The 24296-nt window shown below is 60.1% G+C and carries 21 protein-coding genes; 10 read left to right on the top strand and 11 right to left on the bottom strand.

What is annotated here, in order from left to right; genetic code table 11:
* Positions 1 to 149 precede the first annotated feature (149 nt).
* Together FB009_RS24485 and FB009_RS24490 are read left to right on the top strand one after the other, a co-directional pair.
* Entirely contained in the window at positions 150 to 2873 is a 2724-nt protein-coding gene (locus tag FB009_RS24485; protein WP_145162012.1) for a PAS domain S-box protein, read from the top strand.
* On the top strand, positions 2870 to 3235 hold the full coding sequence (locus tag FB009_RS24490; RefSeq protein ID WP_018012118.1) for a response regulator: 366 nt from the start codon (positions 2870 to 2872) through the stop codon (positions 3233 to 3235). Before FB009_RS24485 ends, FB009_RS24490 begins: the two co-directional genes overlap by 4 nt.
* A gap of 58 nt (positions 3236 to 3293) precedes the next feature.
* On the opposite strand, the gene FB009_RS24495 is transcribed toward FB009_RS24490, so the two are convergent.
* Positions 3294 to 3545, bottom strand: coding sequence for a helix-turn-helix domain-containing protein (locus tag FB009_RS24495; RefSeq protein WP_101804642.1), 252 nt, complete (start codon positions 3543 to 3545; stop codon positions 3294 to 3296).
* Between the two features lie 2 nt (positions 3546 to 3547).
* Here FB009_RS24495 and FB009_RS24500 point away from each other — a divergent pair, with 2 nt between their 5' ends.
* Positions 3548 to 3856 carry a hypothetical protein gene (locus FB009_RS24500; RefSeq protein WP_225996804.1) on the top strand — a complete coding sequence of 103 codons (309 nt, stop codon included), beginning with the start codon at positions 3548 to 3550 and terminating at the stop codon, positions 3854 to 3856.
* Positions 3857 to 4360: 504 nt separating this feature from the next.
* Positions 4361 to 6181, top strand: coding sequence for an ABC transporter ATP-binding protein/permease (locus tag FB009_RS24505; RefSeq protein WP_012061846.1), 1821 nt, complete (start codon positions 4361 to 4363; stop codon positions 6179 to 6181).
* A gap of 12 nt (positions 6182 to 6193) precedes the next feature.
* Here the strand turns inward: FB009_RS24505 and queE are convergent, their stop codons facing one another.
* Genes queE through queC form a run of 3 tightly spaced genes read right to left on the bottom strand, consistent with a single transcriptional unit; the run spans position 6194 to position 7994 of the window.
* The gene (queE, locus tag FB009_RS24510; protein ID WP_028053585.1) at positions 6194 to 6931 is read right to left on the bottom strand and encodes a 7-carboxy-7-deazaguanine synthase QueE; all 738 of its coding nucleotides are present in this window, start codon (positions 6929 to 6931) and stop codon (positions 6194 to 6196) included.
* Positions 6928 to 7284, bottom strand: a complete 357-nt coding sequence (queD, locus tag FB009_RS24515) for a 6-carboxytetrahydropterin synthase QueD (protein WP_012061848.1) — start codon at positions 7282 to 7284, stop codon at positions 6928 to 6930. Before queD ends, queE begins: the two co-directional genes overlap by 4 nt.
* Positions 7284 to 7994 (bottom strand): 7-cyano-7-deazaguanine synthase QueC, encoded by a 711-nt coding sequence (gene queC / locus FB009_RS24520; protein ID WP_012061849.1) that lies wholly within the window; start codon positions 7992 to 7994, stop codon positions 7284 to 7286. The genes queD and queC overlap by 1 nt, the downstream gene beginning before the upstream one ends.
* Positions 7995 to 8213: 219 nt before the next feature.
* Between queC and FB009_RS24525 the strand changes: the two genes are divergently transcribed.
* Positions 8214 to 9128: a DMT family transporter gene (locus FB009_RS24525; RefSeq protein ID WP_101804640.1), complete on the top strand. Its 915-nt coding sequence runs from the start codon at positions 8214 to 8216 to the stop codon at positions 9126 to 9128.
* A 180-nt stretch (positions 9129 to 9308) separates the two neighbouring features.
* Here FB009_RS24525 and FB009_RS24530 read toward each other — a convergent pair whose 3' ends face one another.
* Positions 9309 to 11123 (bottom strand): ABC transporter ATP-binding protein, encoded by a 1815-nt coding sequence (locus FB009_RS24530; RefSeq protein ID WP_101804639.1) that lies wholly within the window; start codon positions 11121 to 11123, stop codon positions 9309 to 9311.
* 528 nt (positions 11124 to 11651) lie between these two features.
* On the opposite strand from FB009_RS24530, the gene galE reads away from it, so the two are divergent.
* The gene (galE, locus tag FB009_RS24535) at positions 11652 to 12638 is read left to right on the top strand and encodes a UDP-glucose 4-epimerase GalE (RefSeq protein ID WP_012061852.1); all 987 of its coding nucleotides are present in this window, start codon (positions 11652 to 11654) and stop codon (positions 12636 to 12638) included.
* A gap of 67 nt (positions 12639 to 12705) precedes the next feature.
* On the opposite strand, the gene FB009_RS24540 is transcribed toward galE, so the two are convergent.
* The 4 genes from FB009_RS24540 to FB009_RS24555 are packed head-to-tail and all read right to left on the bottom strand — an operon-like array spanning position 12706 to position 17024.
* The gene (locus FB009_RS24540; protein WP_101804637.1) at positions 12706 to 13713 is read right to left on the bottom strand and encodes an acyltransferase family protein; all 1008 of its coding nucleotides are present in this window, start codon (positions 13711 to 13713) and stop codon (positions 12706 to 12708) included.
* A complete protein-coding gene (locus tag FB009_RS24545) occupies positions 13710 to 15014 on the bottom strand; it encodes an O-antigen ligase family protein (RefSeq protein WP_101804636.1) in 1305 nt (434 codons plus the stop codon). The genes FB009_RS24540 and FB009_RS24545 overlap by 4 nt, the downstream gene beginning before the upstream one ends.
* A 7-nt stretch (positions 15015 to 15021) precedes the next feature.
* Positions 15022 to 16290, bottom strand: a complete 1269-nt coding sequence (gene exoF, locus FB009_RS24550; RefSeq protein ID WP_012061855.1) for an exopolysaccharide production protein ExoF — start codon at positions 16288 to 16290, stop codon at positions 15022 to 15024.
* 53 nt (positions 16291 to 16343) lie between these two features.
* Positions 16344 to 17024, bottom strand: coding sequence for a sugar transferase (locus FB009_RS24555; RefSeq protein WP_018012130.1), 681 nt, complete (start codon positions 17022 to 17024; stop codon positions 16344 to 16346).
* A 758-nt stretch (positions 17025 to 17782) separates the two neighbouring features.
* Here FB009_RS24555 and exoX point away from each other — a divergent pair.
* Together exoX and FB009_RS24565 are read left to right on the top strand one after the other, a co-directional pair.
* Entirely contained in the window at positions 17783 to 18079 is a 297-nt protein-coding gene (exoX, locus tag FB009_RS24560) for an exopolysaccharide production repressor ExoX (protein WP_012061857.1), read from the top strand.
* Between the two features lie 227 nt (positions 18080 to 18306).
* Positions 18307 to 19335 carry a glycosyltransferase family 2 protein gene (locus tag FB009_RS24565; protein ID WP_012061858.1) on the top strand — a complete coding sequence of 343 codons (1029 nt, stop codon included), beginning with the start codon at positions 18307 to 18309 and terminating at the stop codon, positions 19333 to 19335.
* On the opposite strand, the gene FB009_RS24570 is transcribed toward FB009_RS24565, so the two are convergent.
* Complete coding sequence (locus FB009_RS24570; RefSeq protein ID WP_012061859.1) at positions 19326 to 20276, bottom strand: polysaccharide pyruvyl transferase family protein; 951 nt, start codon at positions 20274 to 20276, stop codon at positions 19326 to 19328. The two genes, FB009_RS24565 and FB009_RS24570, sit on opposite strands and share 10 nt — an antisense overlap.
* Positions 20277 to 20387: 111 nt before the next feature.
* Positions 20388 to 21347, bottom strand: coding sequence for a glycosyltransferase family 2 protein (locus FB009_RS24575; RefSeq protein ID WP_012061860.1), 960 nt, complete (start codon positions 21345 to 21347; stop codon positions 20388 to 20390).
* 124 nt (positions 21348 to 21471) lie between these two features.
* Here FB009_RS24575 and exoT point away from each other — a divergent pair, with 124 nt between their 5' ends.
* On the top strand, positions 21472 to 22956 hold the full coding sequence (gene exoT / locus FB009_RS24580; RefSeq protein ID WP_012061861.1) for a succinoglycan biosynthesis transport protein ExoT: 1485 nt from the start codon (positions 21472 to 21474) through the stop codon (positions 22954 to 22956).
* A 619-nt stretch (positions 22957 to 23575) separates the two neighbouring features.
* Entirely contained in the window at positions 23576 to 23833 is a 258-nt protein-coding gene (locus tag FB009_RS24585) for a hypothetical protein (RefSeq protein ID WP_012061862.1), read from the top strand.
* Positions 23834 to 24296: the final 463 nt, after the last annotated feature.

Consider the following 24296-nt stretch of genomic DNA (forward strand, 5'->3'; position numbering starts at 1 on the left):
GATTGGTGGTTTTCCTCCGCTCACGATGCCTCCTCTCGTTTATTCTAGAGCGCCCTGTCGCGCATATAACCCCAAAGAGTTGGGGGGCCGTGCGGAACAAAGCCGCGATGGAGGCGTTTCTTGGAGTTGACGGCGGCCGCGGAGGGAACATGCACGGCGCAGAAATTCTACCTAAAGATGTGTTTGACGACGAAACAAGTTTACATGAGCCTGACTTTCGAGCCGTGCTCGACGCGTTGACGGTGGCCGTGTACGCCACCGACGCGGAGGGGGTCGTCACCTATTACAACGCAGCAGCCGCAGCCATCGCCGGACGCGATCCGGAACTGGGGAAGGATCGGTGGTGCGTCAGCTGGCAGCTGCGACGGCCGGACGGATCACCGCTTCCGCACGAACAGTGCCCAATGGCACGTGCACTGAAGGAAAGGCGGCCGATCAGGGGCGAAGAACTGATCGCGGTTCGGCCGAACGGCGCCTCGGTTCCGCTTCTGCCCCACCCAACGCCGATGTTCGATGCCGCTGGCGCATTGACCGGAGCGGTCAATGTCCTCATCGATCTCAGCAACACAAAGGACATGGAGCGAAGCTCCCGTTACCTCGCCGCGATCGTCGAGTCATCGGACGATGCGATCGTCGCGAAGGACCTGAACGGAATCATCACCAGCTGGAATCGTGGTGCCGAGCGGCTTTTCGGCTACACGGCCGAAGACGTTATCGGAAAATCGATCACCATCCTCATACCCCAGGACCGGCTGAGCGAGGAGCCCGGCATCCTCGAACGCATCCGTAGAGGGGATAAAGTCGACCATTTCGAGACGAAACGGCGTCGCAAGGACGGGAGTCTGATAGACGTTTCGCTCACCGTTTCTCCCGTCAAAGATGCTACCGGCCGCATCGTCGGCGCTTCCAAGATCGCTCGCGACATCACCGAGACCAAACGCGCGGCAGAAGCATTGTCAGCGCGATTTCGCGAGCAGGCCGCCTTGTATCGCTTCACGGAAAGAGTGCAGCGTACCAAGCGGATCGAAGACGTCTTCGAGGCCTCGCTGGACGCGATCCAGGGAGCGTTGAGCTGTGACCGCGCCTCCATTCTGCTGTTCGATCCCTCCGGGACCATCCGTTTTGTGGCTTCGCGGGGTCTTTCAGAGGCCTATCAGAGCGCTGTCGATGGACACTCGCCCTGGGCTTCGGGCGCAAACGAACCCGAACCGATCTTCGTCGAAAATGTAGATAACGCGGACATGTCGCGGGCGTTGAAGGAGGCCATTGCCCAGGAGGGTATCGGCGCTCTCGGCTTTGTCCCTCTGGTCCTGGACGGAAAGCTCATCGGCAAGTTCATGACCTATTACGACGAGCCGCACCGGTTTGCGGAATCCGAAATCGGCGTAGCGGTGACCATCGCACGGCAACTCGGTTTCAGCCTTCAGCGCATGGAAACCGAAAATGCGCGCCGTCAGGCAGAGGAACGCTTGCGCCGCAACGAGGCGAACGAAAGAGCGCGCGCAGGCGAATTGGCCGCGATAATGGAAGCGGTCCCGGCTCTGATCTGGATTGCGCGCACGCCTGATTGCCACGTCATCAGCGGAAACAAGAGCTCTTACGAAATGCTGCGGCTGCCGCATGACAGCAACCTGTCTCTGTCGGCTCCTTCGGGCGAGCGCCCCACCAACTTCCGCGTATTCTCCGGCGGACGCGCACTGTCACCCGATGAACTGCCGGTACAAAGGGCAGCACGCGGCGAGGAAGTGCGGAACTTCGAGGAGGAGGTGTGGTTTGAGGACGGAAGCTCCCGATATATTTTCGGAAACGCAACGCCGTTGCGTGACGCCGCAGGCGAAGTGATCGGCGCCGTCGCCGCCTCGGTCGACATAACCGAGCGCAGGCAGGCGGAAGAGGCACTTCAGGAAAGCGAACGGCGCCTGCAGCTGGCGCTGGATGCTGGACATATGGGCGCCTGGGAATGGAACCTTGGAACGGATGAGGTGATCTGGTCACCCGGGCTCGAGGCTCTGCACCGTCTCGAGCGTGGTAGCTTCGGAAGAACGCTTGCGGATTTCAAGCGCAACGTTCATCCGGACGATCTCCCCTTGATCGATCGCGAGATAGCCAAAGCCGTCGAGACCAAAGGAGACTACCACGTCGTCTACCGTGCGCGCCTGCTCGACGGGACCGTCCGCTGGATGGAAGCCTTCGCGCAATTTTCACCGAGCAACGGTCCATCGAGGCGATTGATCGGCGTCTGCATGGACATCACGGAACGCAGGGAGGCCGAAGCGCAGCGCAATCTCTTGGTGGCCGAACTCAGCCACCGCGTGAAAAATACGCTTGCAATCGTCGGCTCGATTGCTCGACAGACCTTCTCGACCAGTCCAGACGCGCGCACGGCGCACCGTTCGTTCGATGCGCGCATCAGGGCGCTTGCGCAAACACACACTCGCCTCGCCGAGGCGAGTTGGTCCGGCGTTTCCTTGCAGACCGTGCTGTACGACGAACTGGCCCCCTATCAGGATGACGGCAGGACCAATGTCAAGCTTCAAGGGCCGACAGCAATGTTGCCGCCCAAGCATGCGCTCACCCTTGGCATGGCGGCGCATGAGCTTGCCACCAATGCCGCGAAACACGGGGCACTTTCCGTCAAGAGCGGCAAAGTGGATATCGAGTGGGTGGTTGACGTGGACACCGATCGGCTTCGGATCTGCTGGCGCGAGTCGGGCGGGCCGCCCGTTGTCACACCCGCGCACAATGGATTCGGTCGACTGCTGCTCGAGCGTGTCCTGGCTTCGGATCTTGGTGGCGAAGTGCACCTCGAATTCAAGCCGCAGGGGCTGGTTTGTACGATCGATGTTCCGTATCCGCGCGGGGCTCCGGGATGAATGCGGGCAACCGATGCCGGGTGCTCGTCGTCGAGGACGAGTTTCTTGTTGCGCTTCAGATCGAAGCCGATCTCCTCGCGGCCGGCTATGTGGTGGTCGGCCCCTTCACCAGCCTTGCCCAGTCTATCTCCGCCGCCCGCGCGCACCCCTTCGACATTGCGACCCTGGATCTCAATCTGCGTGGGGAGTTCGCCTATCCGCTTGTCGACGAACTCGTCGATCGCAAGGTGCCCGTTCTGCTGTTGACCGGCTATGCGGCGCACGATCTGCCGGAACGCTTTCGTGCATTGCCTCGTCTGGCAAAGCCTTTCGACGGCACGCAGCTCATCCGGAAGATAAGCGACATATACCCCGTCTCATGACGCCCCGGCCGGCGCGTTGGCCGGCCAGGGCGTGATCATTAATCACCCGCCGCGAAGTTCACATTTCGGTGGGCAGGAAATGGGAAACCGGCACCTGCAGGGCGCCGGCGATGCGCTTGAGCTTCGCTGGACTGAAGTCTGTGCCGTTCTCGATGTCGTTGATTTCGACGACGGCGAGGCCGCAGGTGACGGCGAGATCCTCGATGCTGTAGCCGACCGCTTCACGCGCGGCCTTGACGCGAGCGGCGATGTCGCCGTTCGGGACAAGCGCAGCTTCCTTGTGGGCAATATTGGAGTGTGAAATAGACATAAATGTCTCCTTCTCTTGGCATGAAAATTCTTGCGAATTTTGCTGTTGAGTACGGGTCGACAAGCGTCGCTGCATGGTTCCTGCACCGAAATTGGTTCAAGGAGAACATGCAGCAGATTAAAGTGCTGCAACGACCTTCTGCGTCTGAAGACGCGGCGCTGCAGGACGACGGTAACGTTTTATGTCATCGCTGTAACATGGACAAGCCGAAATCGAGCTTGTACACCGCCGGCGCCAGCGAGGGCCTGGAAGGCTTCCCAGAATTCTCCGGTTGCAAAGAAGTGATTCGGCGCGCAGGCGGCGAAGCGTGACCGGCCGCCGGTTGCGCGGATGTCAGAGGCCGGGCGAATAACGCTGGGAACCTGAATATCACAAAAGTTTACTGGAATAGATAAGCCGCCCCTACTTGTCCCCCAATGCCGCCGCACCGCATGAAATCGCAAATACAATCAATGGGTCGCGTGCCGCGCAACCCGGGCGGCAATTACCGCATCCCGCCGTGAGTACGCCTTGTGTCAGCCGCCGCGGCCCAAAATCCGGTTTTCAGCAGGCGTTATTGTCCATACATTCAGTATATGTTGATTTCTAATTTAGCTTTATTTCAGCACTTTTGGATTTCGAGCGGCGTGTTTGCTTTCAGACCGGGCATTGCCCCGTGGCGCCTGCCCTCACCGGCAGATTGTTCCAGCCGCAGAGTCAGCCTCGAAAATATGAAGGCCGCCTCGTCTGTTCCTGCAGCGTGCAGGGGCAAGCGCCAGATATACCGACCTGACTGATTTGGCATGCGGTGCATGCCGAGATGGAGGAAACTGGACATGAAAAACCAGACCGGCAAAAGGAAGAAGGATCGAACGCCCGCCGCACCACCGGAAGTCAGCAATATCTGGCAGCAGTTCGAGATGATGCGCCACGCCTTCGCCGCCTCGCCGGTACTGAAGCCCATCCTGTGGCTGACCACCGGGAGCTTCGCCGTCATCGTCGCCACCGCGATCGGGCAGGTCGTTCTGAACCGCTGGTACCGGCCCTTCTTCGATGCGATTGAACGGCGGGACATCAACAGTTTCTTTTATCAGCTCATGTTGTTCGTCGCGATCGCCGGCGTCCTCCTGGTCTTCAACGTCGGTCAGCAGTGGCTCAATCAGATGGTGCGCTTGAAGCTGCGCGAGGGACTGACACTGGATCTGATCAACGAATGGATGCGGCCTCGACGCGCCTTTCGACTTGCAAATGCCGGCACGATCGGAGTGAACCCGGATCAGCGGATGCAGGAGGATGCGGGGCATCTCGCAGATCTTACGACCGGGCTCGGTTTCGGCCTCGTGCAATCCTCGATCATGCTCATATCTTTCGTCGGCGTCCTATGGTCCCTCTCAGCCGGTTTTGCCTTCGATATCGGCGGACAGAAGCTCGAAATTCCTGGTTATATGGTGTGGGCGGCAATTCTCTATGCCGGTTCGGCATCGTGGTTGAGCTGGCTGGTCGGACGCCGAATGATCGTCTTGAACGGCGAGCGCTACGCCCGTGAGGCCGACCTGCGCTTTTCCATGATGCATGCCAACGAGCATATAGACGGCATATCGCTTGCGGGCGGAGAGGCCGGCGAACGCCGGCGCCTGCAACTCGATCTTGCTTCGGTCCTCGTCGCCACACGCAACATATTCCGCGCCGAGATCAATCTTGCCTGGGTCCAGGACGGCTACGGCTGGGTCACGGTCGTCGCCCCCATCCTCGTTGCCGCGCCCGTCTATTTCGCGGGAAACATCAGTTTCGGCGGCCTGATGATGGCGGTTGGCGCCTTCAACCAGGTGCATTCGTCGCTCAAATGGTTCGTGGCCAATGTCAGCGCGATCACCGACTGGCGGGCGACGCTGCTGCGCGTCGCGGCCTTCCGTCGCGCCCTGGTCGCGGCGGATACCCTGCATGGCGACGAGAAACGCATCGAATTCGTCGAGAACGACAGGGATGTGATGACGCTTGATAATCTGGAGGTCGTCTCCCCCTCGGGCAGAACCAGTTTGGCCGAGTCCCGGATCGAAATTGCCCCCGGCCAGAGGGTTAACATCATCGGTGATCCACATGCCGGGAAGACGCTGCTTTTCCGGGCCGTGGCGGGGCTATGGCCCTGGGGAAGCGGCCGCGTGGGAATGCCGGCGGGCGAGGCCGTGGCCTTCATTCCACGCGCACCCTATTTCCCCCGTGGCCGGCTCAGGGATGCGCTTGCCTATCCGCACGCTGACGAATTTGCGGATTCAGTCCTCGTGAGCGCACTTTCAAAGGTCGGTCTCGACCATCTGGCAACCTCGCTGAACAGAGAGGCACGTTGGGAGCGCGAACTCGGCGAAGATGATCAGCGCCTCCTGGCATTTGCCCGGCTGCTGGTGCAAAAGCCCCGCTGGGTGGTCATCGACGAGGCGCTCGAGAGCATGGACAGCGATGCGCTGAAACGCGCGCTTTCGATTTTCGAGGTCGACCTGCGGGAGACCGCGGTCATCAAGATCGGCCGCACGCCGCGGAATGGCGGGTTGTTTTCCCGCGTGATTCGTATCGTTAAGGACGCGGATGCCCCAGCCCTCAAACCGGTGCGCCTGGGGGGCGGGGTCGCCGAATTGGAGTTGGCGGCGCGCAGCGCGCCTTGAGGTCTGCGAGTATCAAACGCCCCGCTTATTGCCCCAAATGAGGACATGCAGCTGCGGCAGCACCCGCGCCTCGAACCATCGGTCCTCAATTGTCGCGTCGACCAGCCAACGCATCCGCTCCATCACACCCTCGAGATCGATCGGCGCATCCTTGTTGTCGGAGGGTGGCGGCGTATGGTTGCCAGGCTGCAGATAGACGGGCAGATGCGGGTGGCGCGCGGCTGCAGCCCTTGCATAGACATAATCCGCCTCGTCGAAAACCACGAACTTCAACACGGTCTGCGGCTTGCCTGCAGCCATTCGCAGGCAGACGTCGAAGGCCTGCCAATCCGTCTCCATCCCGCTCGAGGGCGGTTTTGGACTGAGTACCAGCACATCGAGTTCGGCGAACCACTCCCGGGCGATCGAGCCCTGCGTCTCCAGCGCGAACCGGTAGCCGTTCCGGTGCCCGCGGCCGATCAGATCGCCGAACGGCTGTATAGCCGGATTTCCGCCCGACAGCGAAACCATCACCGCCTCGCCCCGGGACAGCCGAACGATTTCCTGCCAGACCGCCTCCGTCGACATCGCGTGCCATTCATGCCGGTAACTGCTCTCGACGGCATGCAGGCTGTCGCACCAGGAACAGCGGTAATCGCAGCCGCCGCTCCTGACGAATACCGTCGGGAGGCCTATCAGCACTCCCTCGCCCTGGATCGTCGGTCCGAATATCTCGCTCACGCGGATCTCGTCGGATCGGACGTTCGTCATGGCCGGTATTCCGCCCAGGTCTTTGCCGTCTCGCTGACGCGAACGGCCGTTGTTTCGAAAAGACGAGCCTTGCACCATTCGTAGAAATGCCGTGCCAGACATTCCGCCGTCACCCGGTCGTGCCCGAGCACGTCGTTCAGGTGGCGGTGGTCAAAGGCCTCATCGATATACGTCTTCAGAGGCGCAAGCTCGTGATAGTCGCGCACGAAACCATGCTCGTTCAACGTTTCGCCCGAAAGCTCGACCTCGACGATGTAGTTGTGCCCGTGCAGCCGCGCGCATTGATGCTCGGGAGGCAGGTTCTTCAACTGATGCGAGGCGGAGAAATGGAATTCCTTGGTGATGCGGAACATTATTCCACCTCCTCCGCTACGAAGGATCCGGTCACGGTGACCCAGAAATCGGCATCGTCATACGCCGTCGGATCGGCGACATCGGCCAGGTGAAAGGCTTCCCGACGCTCGACGCAGGTGCCGCAACGCCCGCAATGGCGGGCACCGCCCTTGTAGCAGGACCATGTCTCTGCAAAGGGCGTGCCGTACCTGGATCCGTCGGCGACGATCTCCGCCTTCGCCACGTTCACATAGGGCGCATAGAGCCCCACATCCGCATATCCATCGAGCGCATGGTTCTGCATCGCCTGGAAAGCATCGATGAAACCCGGCCGGCAGTCGGGATAGATGAAATGGTCGCCGCCATGCACGGCGGTCGCGACCGCATCGGCCTTGCGGGCTGCGGCGACCCCGAAGGCAATGGCGAGCATGATGGCGTTGCGGTTCGGCACCACCGTGGTCTTCATCGTCTCTTCGGCATAGTGGCCGTCCGGCACGTCCACCTCGTCGGTGAGCGCGGAACCGGTGAGATGGCGGCCGATCTCCCTTATGTCGATGATCTGGTGCGGAACGCCGAGGCGTCGGGCGCAAACGGCGGCGAAATCCAGTTCCTTGCGGTGCCGCTGACCGTAGTCGAACGACAGGAGGCAGACGAGTTCCTGTTCAGCCGCGACCTTGTGCGCGAGCGAAACGGAATCCAATCCGCCGGAGCAGATTACGATTGTCTTCATGACAGCTGTCCTTGTTTTGACCGGGTAGGCTGCGACCGGAGTGTTACCTGCGCGCCTTTTAGGTCAAAGTGAACGGCTTGTGAATGGCCTGGGCGGAAAGACACGAAGTTTGTCGCACGGCCGGTAAGGCGCTCCCAACGCCGGGCTCCAGCCGGAATGCGTCATTGCGCGCACGTCAATGTTCTCGTAACGTTCCGGTCGGCTGAAAAAGGGAACCATATGCAGCAGGCAAATTCACAAGATCGACACCTGGACAACATCCCCTTGGCGGTTGGGGTGATCATCCTGACCGTTCTGGCACTTTCGTTGGGCGACGCGCTGATCAAGATGTCCAGTGGCAGCTTCGTCATCTGGCAGATATTTGTCATCCGCTCGATGATTGCGATCCCTGTGTTGCTCCTGATTCTGATCATGGCGGCACCCGACACGTTGCGTATGCCAGATGACCTTGTCTGGATCATTTTGCGCAGTCTGATGCTGGTAGCAATGTGGGTCTGCTATTACGTGTCCCTACCAAAGTTGACACTTTCGGCCGCTGCGGCTGCCTATTACACGCTGCCCATCTTCATCACCCTTTTTTCCGCCCTGTTCATCGGCAGCAAGATTTCGCAAAAAGGCTGGCTCGCCGTCTTTGCTGGATTTTCGGGCGTGGTCTTGATCCTGCGCCCCAAGGCCGGCGACTTCAACGCATACGCTGTCTTACCGCTTGCCTCGGCGATGCTCTATGCGGCAGCGATGATCCTGACACGCACCAGATGCCGCAACCAACACCCGGTCATTTTGTCGCTGGCGCTGAACGCCGCCTTTGTCATCGTCGGTGTGGCGGCCGCGAGCCTGATCCCGCTGCTACCCGACACGGCACGGCAGGGCTTTTTGTTTGCGCCCTGGACGGCGATGGGATGGAGCGAATGTATTTCGATGATGCTCCTGGCTGGTGTAATCCTGACCGGCAGCATCGGTGCGGCGATCGCCTATCAGAACGGCCCGCCTGCCATGATAGGTGCCTTCGACTTTGCTTATGTCGGATTCGCTGTCATTTGGGGGATCGTTTTCTTCGCTGAGGTGCCGGACACGATTTCCATCCTCGGCATTGGCTTGGTCGTCAGCGCGGGGATATTGTCCCTGCGCCAATAACCTATCGTCAGGTAGTGACTGGTTCCGTCACCAAACTCTCGCAACGTCAGGGATCTCCAAAGCGGCCGGGCGAACGCAGCACCTTCCCGCATGCCGCGCCGCCAGCGCGACCAGGCAGGTGCTTGAACGATCGTTTCACTGCCTCACTGAAACAGCGAAACGAAACATTGCACTCTGGCCTCATCCCTCGCTGAGGATGAGGCCCTTCGTCAGTTCCAGCGCCTGCCGCTCAAACAGACTGCGATAGATGCCGCCTTTGACGCGGATGAGCGCGCCGTGGTCGCCTTCTTCCGCAATGCGGCCGCGATCGAACACCAGTAGCCGGTCAAGCGCGCGCACCGTCGAAAGACGGTGTGCGACCACCAGCGTCGTGCGCCCCGTCATCAGCCGCTCCATCGCCTGCTGGATCAGCACCTCAGACTCCGAATCGAGGCTCGACGTCGCCTCATCGAGGATGAGGATCGGCGCATCAGCCAGGAATGCACGAGCGATCGCCACGCGCTGGCGCTCGCCGCCGGAAAGCTTCACCCCGCGTTCACCGACGAGCGTGGCGTAGCCTTTCGGCAATTCGGTGATGAAATCATGAGCGCTCGCAAGCCTCGCCGCTTCCTCGATGTCACGCTGCGTCGCTCCCGGCCGTGCATAGGCGATATTCTCGGCAAGCGAGCGGTGAAACAGAATCGGCTCCTGCTGCACGATGGCGATCTGCTGGCGCAGCGACGCCTGCGTGAAGTCGGCGATGTTCTGCCCGTCGATACGGATCTCACCGGCATTCAGATCGTGGAGACGCTGGATCAGCTTGATGAACGTCGTCTTGCCCGAGCCGGAATGCCCGACGAGACCGACGCGTTCGCCCGCCGCTATGCTCACCGAGAAGCCCTGGTAAAGTGGTGCACGATGCGCTCCGTAGTGAAAGGTCACGTCGCGGAACTCAATCCCGCCTTCGGTGATGCGGATGGGCTTTGCGCCGGGGCGGTCCTCCACGCCGAGCGACTGATCGTGAATGGCGACGAGTTCCTCCATGTCGTTGATCGAGCGCTGCAGGTTGCGGATATGCATGCCCACTTCCCGCAGATAGCCCTGCAGGATGAAGAATGAGGTCAGCACGAAGGTGATATCGCCTGCGGTCGCCTGCCCTCTGGCCCACAGAAGGAGAGCGAAGCCGATCACCGCGGCACGCAGAACCAGCAGCATTGCACCCTGTGCGGTGCCGTTGAGCGTACCGCGCGACCAGGTGCGCCGGGTCCGGTTCTCCCATTTGCGCAGAACCTTGGCGAGGCGCGCGTCTTCGCGTCCCTCCGCTCCGAAAGCCTTGACGACGGTGTTGCAGCTGACCGCATCGGCAAGCGCGCCGCCGAGCCGGGTGTCCCAGCTATTGGCAAGGCTCGCCATCGGCGCCACATAGCCGAGCGACAGGGAAACGGTGACGACGATGAACACGATCGAGCCGAGACCGATGATCACCCCCATCATCGGCCAGTACCAGGCCATCAGCGCCGTGGAACCGACCAGCATGACCACGGACGGGAAAAGTGCCACGAGGAGCGTGTCGTTCAACAGATCGAGCGCCCACATGCCGCGCGTCACTTTACGGACCGTCGAGCCGGCGAAGCTGTTGGCGTGCCAGTCACTGGAAAACCGCTGAATGTGATGGAAGGCTGCTGCCGCGATGTCGGACATCATCTTCAGCGTCAGGCTGACGATCCCCATGAAGGTCACGTGCCTGAGCACGATCGCGCCAAGCGACAGGGCCATCAACATCATGAAGGCCGCCATTGCCGCATTCCAGGCGATCTCGTCACTGGCCGCCCCGGAAACCACGGCATCGACCAGCCGGCCGGAATAAAGCGGCGTGAGCACATCGGCAAGCGTCGAAAACAGCACCGCGGCCAGAAGAGCGGCCAGCCGCACCGGTTGCCTCTTCCAATGTGCCCAGGAGAATCGGAAAACGCTGAGAAAGGCGCGGTTGCGCGCCGTGAAACGGGTGAATGCCATAGGATTTGCCCGGTGGCGCGAGCGCACCGGCCTCAAAATCTGGAAAACATGAAAATGCCGTCGGGGAAAAGATCAGAACGGCATCAGCGGATCGCCGGCTTCTGAATAAGAAGCGGTGGGGCGATGACAATTCCTGATTGCTGCGAAGAAGCGCGAACGCTCACGTCACAGGGTCAGGATCGTGGGCCCGCCCCGTAGGGAGAAGAAAATGCCTTCATCGTAACCTCCCTGATCTGACTGCCGGAGGACTGCTTATAGTTGAGGTCAGCGCGCACGCCAAGCGTCTGTATTGCGTTTCATGAAAAGCAGAACGGGATGCTGCATGTTTGCAACACTTTCCCGAGTGCTGCCGAGCATGCTCAATTGCGTTGCGGCATGAGAAGCCGTTTATGGCCGTATCCAGGCGGCGAAGTTGTTGAATAATCCCGCGATTTTATAGAACTTTCACAATCTGTTGGAAATTTCGCCGCTATTCATTGCGAAGCCTGCCACGTTTTCAAAGTTCAGAATCATCCTTTGAGGTTGCCCGTGCAGAACAACAACATCCTCGTCGTCGGCGGAGCCGGCTATATCGGCTCGCATACCTGCCTCCAGCTCGCGGCAAAGGGGTACCAACCGGTCGTTTACGACAACCTCTCCAACGGTCATGAGGAATTCGTCAAATGGGGAGTTCTCGAAAAGGGCGATATTCGCGACAGGCAACGCCTTGACGAGGTTCTTGCCCGGCACAAGCCGCGGGCGATCCTGCATTTCGCGGCCATGATCGAGGTGGGGGAGTCGGTCAAGGATCCGGCCGCCTTCTACGACAACAATGTCATCGGCACCCTGACACTGCTTTCAGCGGCGCTGGCGGCGGGCATCGATGCCTTCGTTTTCTCCTCCACCTGCGCGACCTACGGTCTGCCCGACAGCGTGCCGATGAACGAGACGCACAAGCAGGCGCCTATCAATCCCTATGGCCGCACCAAATGGATTTGCGAGCAGGCGCTGAAAGATTATGATCATTATAAGGGGCTGCGCTCCGTAATCCTGCGCTATTTCAATGCTGCAGGCGCCGATTTCGAGGGCCGCATCGGCGAGTGGCATGAGCCCGAGACCCATGCGATCCCGCTGGCCATCGATGCGGCACTCGGCCGCCGCGAGGGCTTCAAGGTCTTCGGAACCGACTACGACACCCGCGACGGAACCTGCGTACGCGACTATATCCACGTCCTCGACCTGGCAGATGCCCATGTACGCGCCGTCGACTATCTGCTGGAGGGCGGCGAGAGCGTCGCGCTCAATCTCGGAACCGGCACCGGTACAACGGTGAAGGAACTGTTGAACGCGATCGAAGACGTGGCAGGCCGGTCGTTCAATATCGGCTATGCGGAGCGCCGCGAAGGTGATTCGACCACGCTGGTGGCGAATAATGACAAGGCACGCGAGGTCCTCGGCTGGGAGCCGCAATACGATCTCGCAGCGATAACCAGGTCTGCCTGGAACTGGCATTCCCGCAGAAACCAGGGCGCGTGACTTTCCCAGAGCGGCTGGCCGCGCTGTCGGAACGTTTAGGCAGCCCGGCCATCTTTTCGAAATCGTCCTATTCCGCCGCACGCCCGGCAAGGCCCCCGGCAACCCGCCGGGCGTTGCCCCGCCGCATCAGCGGGCGCTCGAGCATCATGTATGCCGCAACGCCGATGAGCGTTCCCGAAAGGACGGCGACGAACATCGTTGCCAGCGCGCCGAGATCGATCTCCAGGGCCACCTTAGCCACGACCGATATCGCAAAAGTGTGCCAGAGATAGATGGAATAGGAGGCGTCGCCGAGAAGCGTCGGCAGCGGCACCTTCCGTACGCAGCCATTCGCCTCCAGCGAAAGGACGCCGAGGACGAGCAGCACGGCAAGCGGTCCGGTTATCAGCTCGTCAAAAGGCAGAGCGAGCAAGCCGATGAGAGCGAAGCCGCCGAGCGAGCAGGCCATCAGAGCGGAACCGACCGCCAACGGCGGTACCCTGCCCTTCAGCCAGAACTCCGCGATGATCATGCCGGCGACGAACTCAAGAATGATCGGCCGCGTATAGGTCAGCATCAACGCACCGTCGAAGGTTGCGACACGGCCGGCGATGACAAGCGCCAGGAAAAGGCCGGACATGGCGGGCAGCCGCCAGTTGCGCGGCAAGACGAGGGAGCCGGCGAAGACCAGGTAGAAGAGCATCTCGAAATTGAGCGTCCAGCCTTGCACGAGCACAGGCCAGATCTCTCCGCTGCTCGGAGAGCGCGCCGGCACGAAGAACAGCGACGCCAGGACATGTTCCAGGCTAAGGACCAGATTGGGAAACAGACCCGCCAGCGCCCCCGCGACCATTACGGCGGTCGCGAGCCAATAGACCGGCACGATGCGGCGCGCACGATCCCTGATGAATTCCAGTGGTGTCACCGGCCGACGGTCGCTGATGACCCACATGATGAAGCCGCTTATGACGAAGAAGACGTCGACGCCGGCGGCACCGATCGTGAAATGATGGCCGGTTTTCTCCGCCGCGTGGAAGAAAACAACGGCGAGTGCCGCCGCGGCGCGGAGATATTGTATGCCGTAGATCGTCTTCAACGGTTTTCCCCGGGTCGCTGCATCATCGGAGTGAAGGCCCGTCCGTAGGGTGCGGGATGAAGCTGCGGCGGCCAAGGCAATGCCGCCACCCGGCGGCGCGGGATCGTCAGCTTCCCAGCGGTGAAGTACAGGAGGAAGGAACCGATATGGTAGGGCGTGAGGATATCGATCTCCACGAAGGCGCGCACCAAAAGCAGTGCTCCAACACCGAAGAGGACCATCGATTCCGGGTCGCGATCCTCCGAAAGCAGGCGCTTCAGCTGCCCGAAGAAAGTCATGGCCAGCACCATTGTCAGCAGAACAAGCCCGATGAAGCCCGTCTCCACAGCCGTCTCTATGAAGGTGTTGTGGAAATGAAAGCCGGCGCGCGAGCCGATATAGAACTCCTCCCATAGCCGCTCGGCTTCGGAGAAGCCCTGCACCCAATAAGCCTGATAGCCGATGCCGACGAGGGGCGACGCCTTTGCCGCCTCGATGCCCTGCTGCCAGAGATAGGTGCGGCCGGTCAGCGTCGAGTCCTTGCCGAAAGCGCCGAGGATCATATCGATGCCGCCGGCGTAGATTATTGCCACGGCAGCCACGCCGCCGAACACCGATGCGGCGGTGAAGAGGATCTTTCTGCTCGCGGGACGCAAGGTCGTGATCGCGCGCATGCCGAGGCAGAGGCCGATGACCGCTGCCGTCGTCAGCACCGACGTTGCCGATTGCGACATGAGGAGGCAATAGGCGGCAAGCAATCCGCCGCCCCCTGCCGCGCCCATCCAGAGGCCTCTTTCGCCGAGAACAAAAACGGCGGCGAAAGCGAAATAGATGCCGAGCGAGGCGTAGAAGCCCAACTGGTTCTTCGATGCGAACGCACCGACAAAGCTATAGGTGCCATCCAGGGGATCGTAATGATACGAGCCGAAGAGCAGCGAATAGAGGAGCACGATCGCAACGCCTGCAATCATGCCGCGCGTCAGCGTGCGGATGTCGATCGTACGCATTGCGATGAGAGCGCAGACGACGTGGCTCAGATATTGTATTCCCGTCCGCAGCGACAGGGATGGCGCCGCCGACCAGAAGATCGTGAGGCAGGCGAAGATGGTGAAGGACAGGATCCAGAGATAGCTGGCATAGTTGCCGAGAACCTTTCGGTAGTCGACAAGGACCAGCGGCAGCCACAGGCCATAATAGGCGAGAATCGAAACCTGTCCGAAGCGCGCCGAATAGGCGAAGACGAAGACCGACAGGGCCAAGGCGAAGGTGCCGAAGACGTCATTCGCTCCAGGTCTGACAAGGCTCGCCTTGGATATTCTCATGCCGGCCTCACCGCATCGCCGCCAACGCCGTATTCACTTTGATGACGTCCCCAGGCAGCACAGGGGTGTTCTCATCGGCCGCGATCTCGGTCGGCTTCCCATCCTTGTCGCGAATGATGGAATAGGTGATCTGGGCTGCCTGCTGTTCGAGCTGGGCCGCGTCCGCCGACTGCAGCAGCGCCTCTGTCATGAGATCCCGGCTGGTGCCGAGCTTCAAGGCCAGCGTATCAAGTTCGGCTTCGGTGTTCTGCAGTTCCTGCGCAAGTTGCGCATCCCAGTCGTTGCGCAGATTCGTTTCGTCCTGCGCCGCCTTGCTCGCATCCTGTTTCGCTTTCAGCGATGCGGTGTCGATATCCAGCAGGGAAGCCTGCACGTCCGCCACCCGTTGTTCGAGGGAAAGCTTGCGCTGACTCAGCGCAAGCCCTTTCTCGGCAAGGCTGTCGACCTTGTCGCGATCCTCGGTGGCAAGCTCCAATTGGCGCGCCTGCGTTTCAGCCTTCTTTGCGAGCGCTTCGATCTCGCTTTGAAGAAGGGACCTCAGATCGGCGAGAGCATCGAGCTGACGCTTCTGGCGCTTGTCGCGCGATTCCATAAGGGCGGTTTCGCTGGCGAGCAGTTCGTCGGCACCCGGTACATTCTTGAGCTCCTCGGGCATCCCGATCGAGTCACGCTTGCCGATTTCGGCCTGCAGGCGCGCTCGGCGAATGAGGAGACGGCTGCGTTCCGCGACCTGTACAGCCGATTCCCCGCTCGCATTGATGTAGTCGCGTGCAAACCGCTGGCCGTTGTCGGCCCGCCGCAGCCCTCCCCCGAGACTGACGGCCTTCAGGACCGTCATGTTGGGAGCGTAAGGATATTCGCCAGGCGTCTGAACCTCTCCGGAGAGATAGACCGGTCGATATTGCGCCATCTCCACCGATGCGGAGGGCCGATCCCTGAGACCGAAGAGCTTCTGCATCTTTACGCCGATCTCTTCGGCCACTTCGGCTGTCGTCTTGCCTGAGGCAGGCAGTTCGCCGACGAAAGGCAGGGAAATGCTTCCCGATGCACCAACCGTATAATCGCCGCTGACGGCGGACCAATCGCGGACCGCACCTTCGGCGGTCTGCCACTCGGCGACGCGAACCCGGAGTTTGTCCATAACGCCGAGCCGATATTCGTCGGCGCGCGCCAGCGATGTCGCGGAAGCGGCGAGAGCCGCCATGAGCACCAGGCGGGTTAAACAGGAAGCCATGCGGGAACCAGCGGATGCCCCTGGTAGTCTGTTCGATTGCATTTTGGGATATTTCCGTTGCTCAGCGTTACCCGTCTAGGGCTCACGCCAAGATTTCAGTAGCTGCCGCGGGAGAGGCAGACGGCAGGAATCGTTTTGAATACAATGACAAAATCGACCAAAAGCGACCAGTTCTGGACATATTGCGTGTCGAAAGCAACGCGCGTGGCGTAGGACACATCATTGCGCCCACTGATTTGCCAGAGGCCCGTCAGACCAGGCCGCGAGCGCAGATAAAATTCGGCAGCCGAATCGTAGAGTTCAAGTTCGTCTTCGACCACAGGACGCGGGCCGACGACACTCATTTCACCGCGGATGATGTTGAGGAGCTGCGGCAGCTCGTCGAGACTGAGCTTGCGCAGGACGGCCCCAACCACGGTCACGCGCGGATCGTTCTGAAGCTTGCGAGTGGCGCACCATTCCTCGTAAGCGTCGGGATTGGCCTTGAAATAGTCTTCGAGGATCTGGTCACCCCTCTCCATCATCGTACGAAATTTAAGGCACTTGAAGGACTGGCCGTTGTGACCGATTCGGCGATGCCCATAGAAGACGCTGCCGCCGTCGGAGAACTTGACGAGGGCCATGATGAGCAGGAAGAGCGGACTGAAGAGTAGAAGGGCCACGGAGGCGGCAACAATGTCGAAACTGCGTTTTGCCATACCCCCGATCGGTCGGACTGCCCCGGTATCATCGGGGATAAAAAACGGCGAACTGGCCGAGCGAGTCGCGGACTTCATAGAGATGACTCCATTTAGGTTGGCGATTGTCGGTCCCGTGGGACGCGGGCTGATCTAACGCGAGTGTATGGTCAGATTTTGATTTTTGAAGGCGGAATAATGGCAAGCCGCAGCGTCCTTGCCCGGAGAGGGATTTCAGCCGGCGCGATCGCGAAATATTGCAAAGAGTTAATTTTGGCGAGCGGCAAACTAGCGCTAGGATAGTTCCCGATTGCATCACGCGAGGAAAACATCGTTATGATTAATCACTTATAATAATAAAGTATTGTAATAGACGCATCATTCTTGCACTGCGGCGGGCCCCAAGCGGCGGCGAAAGAAATTGACGCGCGGCAAGTTTGACCGATTTTTTTGCATCGCAACATTTTATTGCGCCGCACATTTTTGGAACCGTGCTGTGCCAATGGTTGTAATAAAAGTTGATCGAAAAATGTGCCGGATCGCGAACTGGGAGAGGCAGCATTCCAGGCCGAGTGCCTAATGCCCAACAAAATTAGGGGTCGCCCAGCTGACGGAACTGCTCGTCCTCATTTCGGGTCAAAAGGAGGAACTTATCGCCGGTTGCACCCGTTTGATTCGTGCGGAATAGAGCGAATGCCTAAAGACGACGGAAAGAATTCCGATGTATGCTCAATTTCAACAATGCAGCGTTTCCAGGTTGAAGAGAAAAGCGGCGGCTAATATAGTGGCTAGGCAGGAGGAGAGGGCAACAACTCTTATGACGCTTCCAATCGCAGACCCGAAGGCAGGGTAGCGCCATGTTTGCACCGCGTGTTTTTGTAAGCATGATCGGCGCCTTGGCGGCATTTGCCGTTGCAACCTATTATTTAAACGGTTCGCTCGCCTCGACGGCGATCCAAACCCTGATCTGTGCCGTCCTCATGCAGGTAGGTTATTTTGCCGCCATCCTTTTCCTGGTATGGAAGGAAGCGCGCGAGCGCCGCAGGGTTTCCTTGCAGAAGCCATTCGTGACGGCTGAGGCTGCCAATGACGAGAAGCAGTCCGGAAAAGTCCCGCTGCGCCGGCTGAACCGGCCTCATCATTTCAATTCCTGAGAAGCTCCGCCCAAGCGTATAACTCCTTCGCACCTGCGAAAAAATTCGTTTCCCGACGCGTTTGCGACATGATCGCCGGGCATGGTCCCTTCAGCGTCGCGCCGCTGGCGTGGCTTGGATAGCTGTAGAACCTTGAATTGCTGCATGATTTCGTGCTGAGCAATCCGTTCTCGACGAACATGCAAACGCCGGAATCGCGCCGGCGGATAACCCGCTGGAGGGCTCACATGACCGCAGCCGTGCCGACAAATGTCTGCATAATCATCGCCGCGAAGAACGCCGCCGACACCATTGCCCGTGCGGTCTCCTCGGCGCTTGCCGAGCCGGAGGCGGCGGAAGTGGTCGTCATCGATGACGGCTCGACCGATGACAGTGCTGCGGTCGCGCGCGCTGCAGATGATGGCTCCGGCCGGCTGAACGTCGTTCGCTTCGAGGAAAATCGCGGCCCGGCGGCGGCACGTAATCATGCAATCGAGATTTCGAAGTCTCAGCTTCTTGGCGTGCTCGACGCGGATGATTTCCTCTTCCCCGGCCGGCTGCGCCAGTTGCTTTCGCAGGAGGGCTGGGACTTCATCGCCGATAATATCGCCTTTATCGATGCCGCGCAGGCGGCAAACGCACAAGCCAGTATCGATCGCTTCGCCCCTGCTCCTCGGCTCATCGATCTTGTCGGCTTCATCGAGGGAAACATTTCGCGCCGCGGCGTGCGGCGCGGAGAAATCGGATTCCTGAAGCCGTTGATGCGGCGCGCCTTCCTCGACCAGCATGGCCTGCGCTATAACGAGACTTTGCGCCTCGGCGAAGATTACGACCTCTACGCTCGCGCGCTGGCGAAGGGCGCACGCTACAAGATCATCCACAGCTGCGGCTATGCCGCGGTCGTGCGCGGCGACTCGCTGAGCGGCAGTCATCGAACCATCGACTTGAAGCGTCTCTATGAGGCCGATCGTGCAATTCTCGCCGGAAACAAGCTGAGCAACGACGCCGAAGCAGCCCTACGCCGACACGAGCGACACATCCGGGACCGCTACGAACTGCGCCATTTTCTCGATCTCAAGAACCAGCGGGGCTTCGCTCGTGCAATCAGCTATGCCCTGACCCACCCAGCGGCTCTGCCGGCGATCCTGGGTGGCATCCTTGCGGATAAGACCGAGCGTTTTCGTCCGTCCCGCGCGCCGGCTCCCCTTGCCCTCGGCGGAACGGGCGATGTCCGCTATCTGCTCGAGGCCTTGGCCATGGATCAGCCTCAAAAATAGTCCCGGCGGATGCCTTCGAGCACCACCTGGAAACGCTCCTTGCGCTCCGCCAGCGCGCTGTCCTTGCTTAATTGCGGCGTGGCACGGCTGGCATGCCACAGCGCCAGGGCCGAGGGGGCGGCGAGAACGCGCTTTGCTGCACCGCGCAAGGAACTGTGTCGGGGCGCTCGCTCCGCAACGACGACATCTCCGTCAATATTCCGTCGGTTGGGATCCTCCGGCCGCGGCTCCTTCGGCTCGAAATCCATTCCCCAGAAACGGGAGCCTTTGATCACCGCTTCCGCTCGCGTCGACACCGGCACCCGCCGCGGTCGATAAGTGACGCCGAGGGTCTGCGCCCAATCGTTCCATTTGAAGCTGTTGATACTGTTCGATGTGCTGACCGCGGTCCAGGGAACGCGGAACGCGTCGGCCAGAATGGCGCCGTGCATGGACTCGGCGACGATCAGTTCCGATTGCGCGATCTTTCGAATGACGTCCTTCGCCTCCCCGCGCGGATCGATGTAGTTGAGCCCAACCACATCACAGATCGCAGGCCACAACCCGGCGATCGCAGATTCCCAGTGCGGCACGAAGCTTCGCTTGTATATCTTGCCTAGATCCTGAAATTCAGGGAGATCCGCAACCATTACGGCAGGATCGATGATGCCGAGCTCTGGCGCCACGCCGACTTTTGCAGCCGTTAACGGACCCCGGACCGACCGAATATCCCATTCCTGACGATCGCTCATATCCGGCAGCGTGCCGTAGCCGAATCCGCTGCCGATGACGAGCTTGTGCGTCCCCTCCGGAAGAAGGGCGCGATTCAAGACCGTGCCAACCCCGACGAGCAGCGTCTCGGGGTGAATCTCGCGAAAACCCGGCAACAGGAAGTCCCAGAGCCACAGGTTGAGGTCATCACCGAAATTTCCGTGCTGGGATTCCCAATAATACGGCTTCATGACCGTCTCCGTTTGAAGTGTGTGGGGCGACACGACAGCCACCGGCGTCGAATGCCATCATTCGCTTTCCGGGTCTCGCCAGTGCTAACCCGGTCAGGTCGGAAGTGAGGTTCAGCGAGACAGCTTGCCGACGGCAAGTTCGGCGGCGCTGCCGAGCAATCGCGGGTCTCGCCACAGCCAGCGGGCAAGAAGATCGAATTGCGGCAATTTCCTGCTCTTTATCCGGCGTGCCTGGCTCCAGAGCGCCTGCCGACGCGCCGTATGCTTGTAAGAGCGAATCGCCGCCATTGCCTTGGGCCTGTTCTGATATCGGCCTTCGAGCGTGTCGAGTGCGACCCATGTGTTGAACTGCTGCTTCAGGAACTGAGGCGAATCGTTGTCGATCGAATGAAAGATGTTCAGTCCCTCGCCGCGGACTGCACCCGCCGCATCGCAAAGCACGACGCGCTTGGCTGCCAGTACGCAATCGCAGAAGAAGAGTACGTCTTCGGCCGCAAGCTTGAGCGCGGCTTCGAAACGGGCGGTTTCGAAAAGCTTGCGCCCTATGACCATGCAGGACATGTGGAGGAAGCTCCAATCCTTCAGCATGACGTCCTGAAGCTCGGGAAGTTCGACGACGAGCGGGTCTTCCGAAAGGCGCGTGACCATCTCGCTTTTTTCGAGGTCCGCGACCCCGAAATGATAATAGAAGGCGTCGCCACCGGTGATCGAAGCCCAATAGCAGTCGGCGTCGAAACGCGTCATGCTCTGATAGGCATTCAGGAGGTGATCCGGAGTCCAGACATCGTCGGAATCAAGGAAAGCGACGAACTCGCTGCCTGCAGGAACATTGTCGAGGCCGGTATTGCGCGCGCCACCCGGCCCAGCATTGGGCTGGCGGACGACCGTGATGCGCACTTCCTGCTCCGAAGTAAGCCCGACAAGCTCGTCCGCAACCGGATAGGGGGACTGATCGTCGATTATGAGAACGTGGAAATCCTCGAACGTCTGGGCAAAAACGGATGCCAGCGCCCGGCGGAGGATACCCGGCTCCTTTTGGTAGTACGGAATGACAACTGTCAGCTTCGCCATCTTTTCGCCCCTGCGGCTTCTCTAAAAAGAGTCTGCGTGGTCTCCTCCCATCGGGTTGCGGCCGTATATCTAGAGTTTGTCCTTTGCATTTCCTCCCTCAAAGGACTTCACGGAATCTTCTTCAATGACCCCAACCGTTAACGCAAAAACCGTAACGCGCAATGTCGGCTGGAGCGTTCTCTCCAAGACAGGGACATTCGGGCTTAAATTTGTCACGGTACCGATTCTGGCGCGCATTCTGTCCCCCGAGGAATTCGGCGCGGTCGCTGTGGCGCTCACGGTGGTGCAGTTTCTCGCGATGATCGGCGGCGCCGGGCTCACCTCCGCGCTCGTCATCCAGCATGAAGAGGAAATGGAAACCGTACACTCGGTCTTCTGGGCAAACCTCGCGATCGCGCTCATGATGGCGCTTGGATTGTTCGTTTTTGCCGAGCCGCTGGCCACGCTGCTCGGCGCGCCGGAGGCAAGTTACCTGCTCAAGATAATGAGCCTGCTGATCCCGCTGCAGCTCAGCGGAGACGTCGCCTATTCGCTGCTGGTCCGGCGGATGAATTTTCGCAAGGATGCCGTCTGGAGCATGATCTCGGAATCACTCGGCGCCGTGATTGCCGTCCTCCTCGCACTGCTTGGTTTTGGCATCTGGTCGCTGATCGCCCAGCTTTTCGTCTCGGCGCTGGTGCGCCTGTCCGGGCTCTACGCTGTTTCCCGATACGCTCCGCGCTTCGTCTTCTCCATGCAACGCGTTGTGGCACTGAGCCGCTTCAGTTTCGGGATGATGGGTTCCGAGATCGCGAATTTCATAACCTTCCAATCACCGATGATCGTCATATCCCGTTATCTTGGGCTCTCCGACGCTGGCGCCTATTCGGCAGCAAACCGCTTCGCCAGTATCCCTAATCAGGTCGTACTCTCCGCCGTCATGGGCGTGCTGTTTCCCACCTTCGGCCAGATGATGCATGATCGCGAGCGGCGCTCGCAGGCGCTGATGCTCAGCACCCAGGTGACGACCGTTCTGCTGGCCCCGATGATGTTCGGCCTTTGGGCGCTGGCCGAGCCGGCGATGCTCGTTCTTTTCGGAAGACAGTGGGCCTATGCCTGGCCCGTCCTCGGTCTTCTCGCGCTTTCAAAGGGCATTCTCACTCCCTGCAGTACATTCATCCCCTATCTGAAGGGTGTCGGAAAGGGAGCGGTCCTGTTCTGGTGGGCGCTGATTCGGGCGGCCGCGACGACGGGGGCGGTCGCCTACGGGGCAATCAACGGTTCGCTGATCGAGGCCATGATCTGGCTGTGCATCGTCAATACCGTTACGCTTGTCGGATATTCATGGGTGGTTTTTCGTGCCGACGATACACCCTTCCTCAAGGGGCTTTTCCTATCCAGCCGGCCGATGATCGCAGCGCTGCTGATGGCCCTTGTCGTTCGTTTCATGCTCGAGCGGTTCGGCGCCCACCTTCCAAACGCCGCTCTCCAGATGATCGCCGGGGCGGCCATCGGCGGCGCGATTTATACGGTTCTGATCCTTCTGACGGAGCGATCCCTGTTGCGGAGGCTTTTGGACATGATGCGGGCACGCAAATCGAGAGCCGCACTGGCGGGAGCCGGCGAGTAGCCGGACACGTCTGGCTTCGGAGGAGCACCGCCGGTCCGACCGGCCTTTTGTTGCTGCTACAAACGAGCCGCGGAACGGTTTGCCTCATGCCGCGTTTCCGCTCCAGTGGTAACAACACGGATTTTTCGAGATGAAAGGTATTATTCTCTGGTTGATGGGCGTGCCCCTCATCGTCATTATCCTGCTCTACATGTTCGTTTTCTGAATGCGCAGCTCCGCCAATCATCCGACTGGCGCCGAAGCAAGCCGATTTGCACGTGGCAGGGCTTTTCCCCATGCTTTTGACGGATGTGGATGGCACCCATCTGGGCTAGCCTGTTCGGGTTGGCTGGGCTGGAAGGGGATGGGGCATGACCGCCACCATAAGCGCTAGATCATCTGCGGCAGATGCGTGCCCTGCGCGTTGCCAAAGTTCCGGAGCGCTTATTGTTGCGGCTTCCCAGCCGCTCGCCTTTCCGCGGCCGAAGGCGCTGGAACCGCGGATCCCATCATTGGCAAGCCCGGTCGGAGCCAATTTCGTTGAAATCGCGAGCGCGAGCGCTTCCAATTTAATTAATAAGGATGGTGTATAGACGATGTGAACCGAAGCCGAGTTGCTAGAGACCGCAGACGAGAGACGATGATCTTAGAATTCTGGATCCTGTGCGCTATTGCTACTGCCGTTATCGCGGCGGTCAGAGGCGGTCATAGTCTGTTTTGGTTGCTTATCGGCTGCATCCTCGGGCCCATCGGAATTGTTGCAGCGATCTTCGTGCCTTCCCTGAAAGCGAAAGACCCGTCGGTTGCCGCAAAACGGCAGGGTGAGGTCGATGAGCTGGCAAGGCCGCTGCGCGAAACCGACACAAAGGCGGTCTCGGTCAAGTCGAAAGATCATTAGAGCAGCCGGCCCGGGTTGCCCGCTTCCCGAGTCGGGAATTTGCTCTTCGGTCAGAGGAATCTCTTCACTGATCCCGGCGCCGCTGACCTCGCTCCGCTTGCCCCAACCTCGCCGCATTTGGCGCCACGACTAATCCATTCGGAACCGGTGCCGAAAAATATTACGTACTGCCGGAAAGATTTCAGTCTCTGAAATTCAACTACCGGTTACCCCAAGTATTTGCGGGAGACAGGTTCCGCAACATGCGGCGAAACCGGGATTTATCGCGCAGGCAGGCCCCCTCCGGAGCGCCGGCAATATTGCGGGCGCTCGCCATTTTGGTGCACTGCAGCATGATTCGGTTCAATTTTCTGCTGCAACGCCATATTTTTTCTAAGGGCGTGCCCTAGTTTCTCTTCTGCGGGCCGCGGTCTGCTCTGTTGAAACGGCTGCCGCAAGGCGCTGCCCGATAGGGAGTGACTGA

It is taken from the genome of Sinorhizobium medicae, assembly GCF_007827695.1.
Lineage (GTDB): Bacteria > Pseudomonadota > Alphaproteobacteria > Rhizobiales > Rhizobiaceae > Sinorhizobium > Sinorhizobium medicae.

Excerpts from the sequence above, each read along its gene's own strand:
- FB009_RS24485 (WP_145162012.1), top strand. The coding sequence starts at position 150 with ATGCACGGCGCAGAAATTCTACCTAAAGATGTGTTTGACGACGAAACA.
- FB009_RS24490 (WP_018012118.1), top strand. The coding sequence starts at position 2,870 with ATGAATGCGGGCAACCGATGCCGGGTGCTCGTCGTCGAGGACGAGTTT.
- FB009_RS24495 (WP_101804642.1), bottom strand. The coding sequence starts at position 3,545 with ATGTCTATTTCACACTCCAATATTGCCCACAAGGAAGCTGCGCTTGTC.
- FB009_RS24500 (WP_225996804.1), top strand. The coding sequence starts at position 3,548 with ATGTCTCCTTCTCTTGGCATGAAAATTCTTGCGAATTTTGCTGTTGAG.
- FB009_RS24505 (WP_012061846.1), top strand. The coding sequence starts at position 4,361 with ATGAAAAACCAGACCGGCAAAAGGAAGAAGGATCGAACGCCCGCCGCA.
- queE (WP_028053585.1), bottom strand. The coding sequence starts at position 6,931 with ATGACGAACGTCCGATCCGACGAGATCCGCGTGAGCGAGATATTCGGA.
- queD (WP_012061848.1), bottom strand. The coding sequence starts at position 7,284 with ATGTTCCGCATCACCAAGGAATTCCATTTCTCCGCCTCGCATCAGTTG.
- queC (WP_012061849.1), bottom strand. The coding sequence starts at position 7,994 with ATGAAGACAATCGTAATCTGCTCCGGCGGATTGGATTCCGTTTCGCTC.
- FB009_RS24525 (WP_101804640.1), top strand. The coding sequence starts at position 8,214 with ATGCAGCAGGCAAATTCACAAGATCGACACCTGGACAACATCCCCTTG.
- FB009_RS24530 (WP_101804639.1), bottom strand. The coding sequence starts at position 11,123 with ATGGCATTCACCCGTTTCACGGCGCGCAACCGCGCCTTTCTCAGCGTT.
- FB009_RS24545 (WP_101804636.1), bottom strand. The coding sequence starts at position 15,014 with ATGAGAATATCCAAGGCGAGCCTTGTCAGACCTGGAGCGAATGACGTC.
- exoF (WP_012061855.1), bottom strand. The coding sequence starts at position 16,290 with ATGCAATCGAACAGACTACCAGGGGCATCCGCTGGTTCCCGCATGGCT.
- FB009_RS24555 (WP_018012130.1), bottom strand. The coding sequence starts at position 17,024 with ATGAAGTCCGCGACTCGCTCGGCCAGTTCGCCGTTTTTTATCCCCGAT.
- exoX (WP_012061857.1), top strand. The coding sequence starts at position 17,783 with ATGTTTGCACCGCGTGTTTTTGTAAGCATGATCGGCGCCTTGGCGGCA.
- FB009_RS24565 (WP_012061858.1), top strand. The coding sequence starts at position 18,307 with ATGACCGCAGCCGTGCCGACAAATGTCTGCATAATCATCGCCGCGAAG.
- FB009_RS24570 (WP_012061859.1), bottom strand. The coding sequence starts at position 20,276 with ATGAAGCCGTATTATTGGGAATCCCAGCACGGAAATTTCGGTGATGAC.
- FB009_RS24575 (WP_012061860.1), bottom strand. The coding sequence starts at position 21,347 with ATGGCGAAGCTGACAGTTGTCATTCCGTACTACCAAAAGGAGCCGGGT.
- exoT (WP_012061861.1), top strand. The coding sequence starts at position 21,472 with ATGACCCCAACCGTTAACGCAAAAACCGTAACGCGCAATGTCGGCTGG.
- FB009_RS24585 (WP_012061862.1), top strand. The coding sequence starts at position 23,576 with ATGATCTTAGAATTCTGGATCCTGTGCGCTATTGCTACTGCCGTTATC.